The organism is Tessaracoccus zhenghani (genome assembly GCF_055326325.1).
Window position 1 is genome coordinate 64,524 of the sequence record NZ_JBUZNQ010000009.1, and the last position, 9,820, is coordinate 74,343.

9 protein-coding genes and 1 pseudogene are annotated in these 9,820 nt (G+C 65.7%); 9 read left to right on the top strand and 1 reads right to left on the bottom strand.

The features are described from left to right. The first annotated feature begins 87 nt into the window (after positions 1–87). The 8 genes from arfA (at position 88) to panB (ending at position 8,125) form a co-directional block, all read left to right on the top strand. The gene (arfA, locus tag ACZK4S_RS14070; RefSeq protein WP_463644712.1) at positions 88–1,584 is read left to right on the top strand and encodes an arabinosylfuranosidase ArfA; all 1,497 of its coding nucleotides are present in this window, start codon (positions 88–90) and stop codon (positions 1,582–1,584) included. A 230-nt stretch (positions 1,585–1,814) separates the two neighbouring features. Next, entirely contained in the window at positions 1,815–2,708 is an 894-nt protein-coding gene (locus ACZK4S_RS14075) for a carbohydrate ABC transporter permease (protein WP_463644713.1), read from the top strand. Between the two features lies 1 nt (position 2,709). Next, on the top strand, positions 2,710–3,603 hold the full coding sequence (locus ACZK4S_RS14080) for a carbohydrate ABC transporter permease (RefSeq protein WP_463644714.1): 894 nt from the start codon (positions 2,710–2,712) through the stop codon (positions 3,601–3,603). 49 nt (positions 3,604–3,652) lie between these two features. Continuing rightward, positions 3,653–5,026: an ABC transporter substrate-binding protein gene (locus tag ACZK4S_RS14085; RefSeq protein WP_463644715.1), complete on the top strand. Its 1,374-nt coding sequence runs from the start codon at positions 3,653–3,655 to the stop codon at positions 5,024–5,026. Positions 5,027–5,219: 193 nt separating this feature from the next. Then, entirely contained in the window at positions 5,220–5,957 is a 738-nt protein-coding gene (locus ACZK4S_RS14090) for a DUF2520 domain-containing protein (protein WP_463644716.1), read from the top strand. Further along, entirely contained in the window at positions 5,954–6,820 is an 867-nt protein-coding gene (panC, locus tag ACZK4S_RS14095; protein ID WP_463644717.1) for a pantoate--beta-alanine ligase, read from the top strand. The genes ACZK4S_RS14090 and panC overlap by 4 nt, the downstream gene beginning before the upstream one ends. Beyond that, a complete protein-coding gene (gene panD, locus ACZK4S_RS14100; RefSeq protein WP_463644718.1) occupies positions 6,820–7,212 on the top strand; it encodes an aspartate 1-decarboxylase in 393 nt (130 codons plus the stop codon). Before panC ends, panD begins: the two co-directional genes overlap by 1 nt. Positions 7,213–7,219: 7 nt before the next feature. Then, positions 7,220–8,125, top strand: coding sequence for a 3-methyl-2-oxobutanoate hydroxymethyltransferase (gene panB / locus ACZK4S_RS14105; protein ID WP_463644719.1), 906 nt, complete (start codon positions 7,220–7,222; stop codon positions 8,123–8,125). 181 nt (positions 8,126–8,306) lie between these two features. Here panB and ACZK4S_RS14110 read toward each other — a convergent pair whose 3' ends face one another. After that, entirely contained in the window at positions 8,307–9,116 is an 810-nt protein-coding gene (locus ACZK4S_RS14110; RefSeq protein ID WP_463644720.1) for a tetratricopeptide repeat protein, read from the bottom strand. A 338-nt stretch (positions 9,117–9,454) separates the two neighbouring features. Between ACZK4S_RS14110 and ACZK4S_RS14115 the strand changes: the two are divergent. Further along, a pseudogene (locus ACZK4S_RS14115) lies at positions 9,455–9,763 on the top strand (transposase); the annotation flags it as partial. Between the last annotated feature and the right edge of the window lie 57 nt (positions 9,764–9,820).

Genomic DNA, 9,820 nt, shown 5'->3' on the forward strand with positions numbered 1-9,820 from the left:
CCCCCGAAAGTTTCCGCATCACCCGGACACCCGGGGACCTGCTGTGGCAGTCTTTGTATATCGACACAACAAAAGCAATGGAGGGTCATGAAAGCCACGTTGAAGATCGATCCCGCGTTCACGGTGGGACCGGTGCGCCGGCGCACCTTCGGCTCCTTCGTCGAGCACCTCGGGCGCTGCGTCTACACAGGAATCTACGAGCCCGGTCACCCCACGGCGGACGACGAGGGCTTCCGCGGCGACGTGCTGGAGCTCGTGCGTGAGATGGGCGTGTCCACCGTGCGCTACCCCGGCGGGAACTTCGTCTCCGGGTACCGCTGGGAGGACGGCATCGGCCCGGTCGAGGACCGCCCCAAGAGGCTGGATCTCGCCTGGCACAGCCTTGAGCCCAACGAGGTGGGAACCGACGAGTTCATGTCCTGGGCGAAGAAGGCCGACATCGAGCCCATGATGGCGATCAACCTGGGCACCCGTGGCGTCCTCGAGGCGATGGACGTCCTCGAGTACTGCAACGTGCCGGGCGGCTCTGACTGGGCTGAACAGCGCAAGGCCAACGGCGCCGAGGATCCGTACCGGGTCAAGATGTGGTGCCTCGGCAACGAGATGGACGGCCCGTGGCAGATGGGCCACAAGACGGCGCACGAGTACGGTCGCATCGCCGCCGAGGCCGCGCGCGCCATGCGCATGATCGACCCGGACTTGGAGCTGGTGGCCTGCGGCTCCTCGAGCCGCAGCATGCCAACGTTCGGCGAATGGGAACGCACGGTCCTCACCGAGGCGTACGACCAGGTGGACATGATCTCCGCCCACGCCTACTACTGGGAGAAGGACTCCGGGCTCCAGGAGTTCCTGGTGAGCGCCGAGGACATGGACCGTTTCATCAACCAGGTGGGCGCCACCATCGATTCGGTCGCCACGGCCAAGAAGACCGACAAGAAGATCGGCATCTCCTTCGACGAGTGGAACGTCTGGTACCTCGACAGGGATCCGTCGAAGCCGCCGTCGGGAGACGACTGGCCCGTCGCTCCGCGGCTGCTGGAGGACAACTACTCCGTGGCCGATGCCGTGGTGGTGGGCAACCTCCTGATCTCGCTCCTGCGTCACACGGACCGCGTCTGGTCCGCCAACCAGGCGCAGCTGGTCAACGTCATCGCCCCGATCATGGCGGAGCCGGGAGGACCGGTCTGGAAGCAGACCACCTTCCACCCCTTCGCCCTGACCTCGGCCAACGCCAAGGGCGACGTCCTCCGCGTGATCATCGACGGCCCGACCATCGAGAGCGAACAGTTCGGCGCCGTCCAGGCTGTCGACGCCGTCGCCACCTGGGCCGACGACAGCGCGGCCATCTTCGTCGTCAACCGGCACACCACCGAATCCGTGCCGGCCGAGATCGAGATCCCCGCAGGCTGCATTATCAAGGAGGCCGTGACCCTGCACCATGAGGATCACAACTGGAAGGCCAGCGCGGAGGACGATTCGAGCGTGGGCGTCACGTCGAATGACACCGCCGAGCTGGACGGCTCGACGCTCACCGTCACACTCCCGCCCATCTCCTGGACGATGATCACCCTCTCCACCAACTGAGTACCTCGGGGGCCCGGCAACCCCGGGCCCCCGAAAGTTTCAGTAACAATCCAAGAACTTTTCGTCGTAAGTGGTTGACCGGTCACAGTGGCGACAGTTAGCCTCTAACCAGTTAGTTGTCATTCAAAACAAATAGGGTCACGTGGACAGTGTTGTCACGCGCCGGCGGCCCTGAGGCAAGGCCATGGAGCCGAAGGGCCGATGGTCACGATCAAGGAGGACCACTGAGAATGACGAAGCTTCTCTACTCCAAGCGCCTGGCTCCATACCTGTTCATCCTGCCCTTCCTGCTCACGGTGGCGGTCTTCTGGCTCATCCCCGTGATCCAGTCGGTGATCATGAGCTTCCAGGAAGTGGTATACGGGCAGGCGGAGTTCATCGGAGCGCGCAACTACCAGCGGCTGTGGCGCGACCAGATCTTCTGGAAGGCACTGTTCAACAGCCTCCGCTACATGGTGCTGACCCTCGTGCTGCTCATCCCCATCCCCATGCTGCTCGCGGTGGTCATCAACAGGAAGCTGGGCAGCAAGAAGTTGAAGAACTTCTTCAAGGCGTCGCTCTTCGTGCCCGCGCTCACGTCGGTCGTCGTGGCGGGCATCATCTTCCGTCTCATGTTCTCGGAGAGCGACACCGGCATGATGAACCAGGTCGCGGACTTCTTCGGGTTCGGGCCCGTCCGGTGGCTGCGCAACGACCTGACCGGTCTGTCGGCCCTGCTCCTGTTGGCGCTGTGGCGCTGGACCGGCGTCAACACCATGTACTTCCTCGCCGGCTTGCAGGCCATTCCCGAGGAACACCTGGAAGCGGCCTCCATCGACGGCGCCAACGCCGTCCAGAAGTTCTTCTTCGTGACCCTTCCGGGCCTGAAGCCCACCATCGTGTACGTCACGACGATCAGCGTCTACGGCGGCCTCGCGATGTTCCTCGAGAGCTTCATGCTGTACGCGGGCAACAGCTCGCCGAACAACCAGGGCCTCACCATCGTCGGGTACCTCTACCGCAAGGGCATCCAGGAGAACGACCTGGGCTTCGCCTCCGCGGTGGGCGTCGTGCTCCTCGCGCTGGTGCTCGTCATCAACCTGACCCAACTGACCGCAACCGGCACCTTCAAGAAGGAGGCCTGAGATGACCACAGCCACTGATTCGGCCCGGATGGCTGAGGCCCTGGGCGAGGAGCCGAGGCAACAGCCGCGCCGTCGGGCCGCTGCGATCCTTCAGGGCACCTTCCTCCTGGTGATCGCTCTGATCTCGCTCATCCCCCTGGCCGCGATCGTCATCGGCACCTTCCAGGACGGCGGGGAGATCATCCGCAACGGCATTTCCTTCCTCGTCGATCCGGCGGACCTCAGCCTCGACAACTACGAAATGCTCTTCACAGATTCGGGGCTGTACTTCCGGTGGTTCTGGAACAGCCTGATCCTGACTGTGGTGCAGGTCGCAGGGACCCTCCTCGTGAGTTCCTTCGTCGCCTACGGCTTCGCAATGTACGACTTCCCCGGCAAGAACGTTGGCTTCATCCTCGTCCTAGTCATGATGACCATCCCGTTCGAGATGCTGATGCTCCCCCTCTACGTCCAGGTGAACAACTTCAACGCGGCGGACCAGTATTGGATCGTCGTGCTGCCATTCCTGGCGCAGGCCGTCACCATCTTCTTCTTCCGTCAGTACTTCATCGGCATCCCCCGCGAACTGCTGGAGGCCGGCCGCGTCGACGGCGTCTCCGAGTTCGGAATGTTCTTCAGGATCATCGTCCCCATCTCCAAGCCGGCATTCGCGGCCATGGGAATCCTCAACGGCATGATGGTCTGGAACAACTTCCTATGGCCACTGCTGGTCCTGCGCTCCGCCGAGAAATTCACCCTCCCGATCGGCCTCAACACGCTGTTGACCCCGTACGGCAACAACTACGAACTGCTCATCATCGGAGCGTTCTTCTCCCTGATCCCGATCCTCCTGCTGTTCCTGGCATTCCAGCGATTCTTCATCGAAGGAATGACGGCAGGTTCGATCAAGGGCTAACAGACAGACATCCCCGCAATTAGTAGGAACAACACAAAGGAGTGGACACATGAGAATCCGCAAATTTGCAGCGACACTCGCTGCAGTCAGTTTATCTGTGGTGGCGTTGGCCGCCTGTGGTGGCGGGGGCGACGGCAGTTCCTCGGAACCGTCGGCCTCGGGCGAGGTCGTCAGCGGCGCGCCCGCACCTGAGGGCGCAACCAAGCTCAGCATGTGGGTGTTCGCCGAACTCCACGCCGCCGTCTACGACGAGATGGCCATCCAGTGGAACGAGGAGAACCCTGACAAGGCCATCGACCTCGACATCACCGTCTACCCGTACCAGGACATGCACGACAAGCTGCTGCTGGCCGCCAACGCCGGTACGGGCATGCCGGACCTGGTCGACATCGAGGTCAACAAGTTCTCGAACTTCGTGAAGGGCGACAACCCTCCGCTGGCCGACCTCTCCGCCGCTGCCGAACCCTACATCGACGACATCGTCCAGGCCCGTCTCGATCTCTACAGCCGCGACGGCAAGATCTACGGTTACCCGACCCACGTCGGCGCCTTCGTCGCGTTCTACAACGAGGAACTCCTCGAAGCCCAGGGCATTGACTACACCACCATCAAGACCTGGGACGACTTCAAGGAAGCCGGCGTCAAGTACCACGAGGCCACTGACAAGGCCTTCGGCACCGCCAACACCGGCGTGTGGTTCGTCGAACCGCTCGTGACCGCCCAGATGGGTGGCCAGGTGTTCGAGGACGACGGCATGGGCAAGGTGTCCGTGAACAACCCCGAGGCCGTCAAGGCGCTCGAGTTGATGGCCGACATGGAGAAGTCCGGAGCGCTCAGCACGATCGCGGGTGGCAGCCCGGACGCTGAGGAGGCCTACGGCGCCATCAACAACGGCGACTACGCGGCCATCGTCTACCCCGCCTGGTACACCTCCAGGTTCGTCGACTACATGCCTGACCTCGCTGGCAAGATCGCCATCGCACCGGCACCTCAGATCGAGGGTTCCGAGACGCTCACCATCGGTGGCGGCGGCACGGGTACCGCAGTGTCCGCTTCGTCGGAGAACCTCGAACTGGCCACCGAGTTCAACGCCTTCGCCAAGCTGTCCCTCCCCGCCAATGTCGCGGTCTGGGAAGTCCTCGGCTTCGACCCGGTGAACATGTCGGTCTGGGAAGACGACGCCGTGACCCACAACCCGGAGAACAAGTTCAACAAGTACTTCACGACGAACCTGTTCGACGTGTTGAACTCCGTCAAGGACGGCATCGGTCACTTCAACTCCTTCGCCAACCCGAACCTGCCCGCCGTGGACAACTGGTTCCGCACGGTCACGCTCAACGAGGTGTACGAGAACGACACGCCTGTCAAGGAAGCCCTCGACCAGGCACAGACCGACCTCGAGAACGAGATCGGTGAAGGCTGAGCCGTTGGGCTAGAGCCCATCGAAACAGCACCGGCGGCCGGGATGAGGAGGCTCATCCCGGCCGCTGTCTGTGGCGCGACCTCCCCGCGGGAGCCCTCCGGAATGGAAGCGGGCGCTGAACGGTTCTTCTTGCTGGGCGTCGAGTGGCTTACAGTCGTCACCACTGCCCCCAGAGCCGAAGGAGAGCCAGCCGATGAAGGACGTCGTCCTGCCGCGCGACGCCGTCGCCATCGTCGGCACGGGACGGCTCGGGCGGACGCTGTCGGAGGCGCTGGCGTCGGCGGGCTGGCCGGCCGCGGAGCCGCTGGGGCGCGGGGCGGATCCGGAGTCCCCCATCGTGCTGCTGTGCGTGCCGGATCGCGAGATCGCTACGGCTGCCTCCGCCATCACGCCGCGACCAGGGCGCCTGGTGGGTCACTGCTCAGGCGCGACCACTCTCGCGCAACTGCACCCGCATGAAGCGTTCAGCCTCCACCCGCTGATGACTGTGCCGGGGGCGGGGGCGGACTTCGCGGGCGCGACGGCCGCCGTCGACGGCGGCACTGCACGGTCGCTGGCGGTCGCGGAACGTCTCGCCACCGCGCTGGGCATGGTGCCCGTCCGCATCCGCGACGACGACCGCGCCGCCTACCACGCCGCGGCGTCAGTCGCGTCGAACTTCCTCCTCACGCTCGAGGACTTCGCCGAGCGCCTCGCCGCCTCGGCCGGCCTGCCGCGGGAGCGACTGCTGCCGATGGTGCGAGCCACTGTCGCGAACTGGGCCACCGACGGTGCGCCGACGGCGCTCACCGGCCCCATTGCGCGTGGGGACGCCGATACCGTCGCCAGGCAGCGCTCCGCCGTCGCTGAGAGGGCGCCCGAAGATCTGGAGTTGTTCGACGCTCTCGTCAACGCCACCCACAGACTCGCCCACCGGAAGGACCCCGCATGAGGATCATCCGTACCGTCGCGGTGCTCCGCGACGCCCTGCGCGAGGCCCGCCTGAGCGGGCAGCGCATCGGCTTCGTCCCCACGATGGGCGCCCTGCACGCCGGTCACCTCTCGCTGGTGGCGGCGGCGCGTGCGGCCTGCGACACGGTGGTGGTCTCGCTCTTCGTGAACCCGACCCAGTTCAACGACCAGGCCGACCTCACGGCTTACCCGCGCGACGAGGAGCGCGACGCGGAACTCGCCGCCGGCGCCGGAACCGACATCCTTTTCGCCCCCGATGCCGCAGAGATGTACCCCGAGGGGTTCGCCACCACGGTCCACGTGCGCGGCGTCAGCGAGCCCCTCGAGGGCGCGCACCGGGGGGCCTCGCACTTCGACGGTGTGGCCACCGTCGTCACGAAACTCCTACTGGCGGTCGCGCCGGATGTGGCGTGGTTCGGTCAGAAGGATGCCCAGCAGGTCGCCGTCGTGCGGCGCATGGTGGCGGATCTCGGCCTGCCCGTGCGGATCGAAACCGCTCCCACCGTGCGGGAGCCCGACGGCCTGGCGATGTCCAGCCGGAACGTACGCCTCGCCGCCGAGGACCGCCCGCGGGCCCTCGCGCTCAAGGCCGCGCTCGACGCCGTCGCCGCCAAGATCGCCGACGGTGCGGATGCCCGTTCCTCCGAATCTGCGGGCGTCGAGGCGATGCGGGACCGCGGCGTGGAGCCCGAGTACCTCGCGCTGGTCGACCCCGACACCTTCTCCCCCGCCACCGATCTCCAACGCCCCAGCCTCGCCGTCGTCGCCGCCCCGGTGGGCGGGGTGCGGCTCATCGACAACCTGCCCATCGCCCCCCGATCGACCGCTGAGGAGACCTCCTGATGCAGCGCACCATGCTGAAGTCCAAGATCCACCGAGCGACGGTGACTGACGCCGATCTCCATTACGTCGGCTCCATCACCATCGACCCGGACCTGCTGGAGGCGGCCGACATCTTCGAGTTCGAGCAGGTCAGCGTCGTGAACGTCGACAACGGCGCGCGCTTCGAGACCTACACCATCGCCGGCGAGCGGGGCACGGGCCAGATGAAGGTCAACGGGGCCGCGGCCCGGCTGGTGCACCGCGGTGACACCATCATCGTCATCTCGTACGGCCAGTACAGCCGAGAGGAGCTCGCGCAGCACCAGCCCGTCGTCGTGCACGTGGAGCGCGGCACCAACGCGATGATCGCCGTGGACGGCGAGGTCGCCACCCTCCTCACCGAAGGACAGTGATCCGGGGATGTCCAGCCGCCCGTCGCAGGCCGACGCCGTCCGACGCCGCGTGACCCCACCGTCGTTGGCGGCCATGAAGCGCAGTGGCGAGCGCATCGTCATGGTCACCGCTTACGACTACCCGGGGGCTTTGGCGGCTGAGGAGGCTGGGGTCGACGTCGTGCTGGTGGGCGACTCCGGAGCCATGACGGTACTCGGCCACGAGAACACGGCCGCGGTGACGGTCGACGAGATGCTCGTCCTCGCGAAGGCCGTGCGCCGCGGGTTGAGCACCCCGCTGCTGGTTGCCGACCTGCCGTTCGGCTCCTACGAGGTGAGCGACGAACAGGCGGTCGCCACCGCGCTGCGCTTCCTGAAGGAGGCCGGCTGCGACGCGGTGAAGCTCGAGGGCGGCGGCGCCATGCCCGCCTCGCGTGCCGCGGCCATCGTCGCCGCCGGCATCCCCGTGATGGGCCACGTGGGCCTCACTCCCCAGACAGCCACCGCCCTGGGCGGGTTCAAGGCACAGGGGCGCACCGCTGCCAGCGCCTCCAGGGTGGCCGGTGAGGCCCGCAAGCTGCAGGACGTCGGGTGCTTCGCCGTGGTGTTCGAGGCGATCCCGGCTGCGGTGGCGGCCGACATCATGGGGACGCTCGACATCGTCGTCATCGGCATCGGCGCCGGGCCGGCCACCGACGGCCAGGTGCTGGTGTTCCACGACCTGCTGGGGCTGGGGACCGGCGGCTCCGCCCGCTTCGTCAAGAGGTATGCCGATCTGCACACCCACGCGGTCGACGGTCTGCGCGCGTTCGCCGGCGAGGTGCGTGACGGCTCTTACCCCGCGCCTGAGCACTGCTACGGCATCGACGACGGGGAGCTGGAGGGTTTCCGTAGTCAGATGGAGATGAGCAGGCGCCGCGACACCGCCCACTGAGCCTCTGGGCAAGCCTGAAAGACCACACCCAGGGATAGGCATCCAAGCCTGTCTCCACAGATCTTCCCTCGTGGACAGGTTCCCGCGTGGGACTGTCAGGGAGCCATCATCGCGAGAGGCTCTGTGGACATGCTTCAGGCCAGCACGGCTGCGAAGCGCACGGCCACCACACCAGATATCGTCAGCCTTCCGAGTCCCTCAGACGGCGTGCTGTTTCGCCCCATTCGTCAGCTCCCTCCTGATCGCCCAACTCCCCGTAGAGGCGAGAGACAGCTTCAGCCTGTAGCGCGTTTGGGGTCTTCAGGAGTTGCGCCGCCCTATTCGTCCAATGAAGGCCGCACGCAGGATCGTTGGGCAGCAGGTTGTCTGCCAAGAGGAGCATCCCTGCAATGGAGCCTAGGGATGCGGCCTTGAGGAACCACTCATGGGCCTGCTCCGGCCGCCCACGCTCGACTGCAATCTGGCCCAGACCAATCATGGACAACGTATCGAATCCAAAAGCAGCCTCTTGCCACAGGGACTCGGCCTCCTCCTGCCGGTCCTGCTCCAAGCGCAGCAGGCCGAGATCACGTTTCGCTCCGGGTATCCCCTCCGCTGCAGCCGCCACAAGCCAGCGCTCGGCGACGGCTGGGTCTTGGCCCAGCTGAGTGGCACCAAGGTCGGCCATCGCCCAAGGTTCTCCAAGCTCCGCGGCCTTGCTCAACCACTCGACAGCGTCGGATTGAGCCCCTGTTGCCTTCGCAACCCAAGACAGCATCAGGGTTGCCTGTGGATGGCCATGTTCGGCGGCCAGCCTCAGCCAGTGCTCCGCCCCCTCCAGGTCGCCCTCATGGAAGTAGTAAGCCCCCCGCTCATGCTGCCGTTCAGGATGGGTTGCGTCCTCGAATCGAGCACGTACCCTGCCGGCCGATTCATAGTCGCCCCTCTCCTCGAGCTGCCTGCAGGCCCAGCCCACCGCCTCAGGATGGCCAAGCTCGGCGGCAGTCCGCATGTTTTTCGAGGCGCTATCCTGCAAACCTGGAGTTGGCTGGAACTCACATGCCCATCGGAACAGGGTGACAGCGGCAGCTCGGGTGACGCAGTACCTTCGCCACAGCTGGGCCTGATCCGCGTCTCCCCTCAGCGCCTTGAGTTTGACAAGTCCAAGACCGCAAACGAGGGATCGAGAGGCCCCCCTCCGCAGGCAGGCCTCCGCCAGCACAGCGTCCCCGTCTTCTGCATACAAATCACTGAGGACCGTGAGATAGTCTGGCCCACCATACTCAGCCGCCAGCAGGTGAATCGCCCCGGGTCTGGTGGAGGGTCTGAAATCCCGAGAGGATGATGACCATGCCAGCACCGAGGAAGTACCCGCCGGAGCTTCGTGAGCGTGCGATGCGGCTTGTTGCCGAGGCCAGGAGAGAGGATCCGGAGTTGTCGTTGAACGCGGCGGTGATCCGGGTCGGGCAGCGCGTCGGGGTCAATCCCGACACGCTGCGAGGCTGGTGCAAACAGGCCGCGATCGACGCGGGCGAACGTCCCGGAACCACGACGAGCGAGGCGCAGCGCATCAAGGCGCTCGAGGCCGAAGTGCGGGAGCTGAAGCGTGCCAATGAGATTTTGTTGGCGGCGTCCTCGTTCTTCGCGCGGGAGCTCGACCCGCGACTGCCGTGGTAGTTCAATTCATCGACGATCATCGTGACCGGTTCGGGGTCG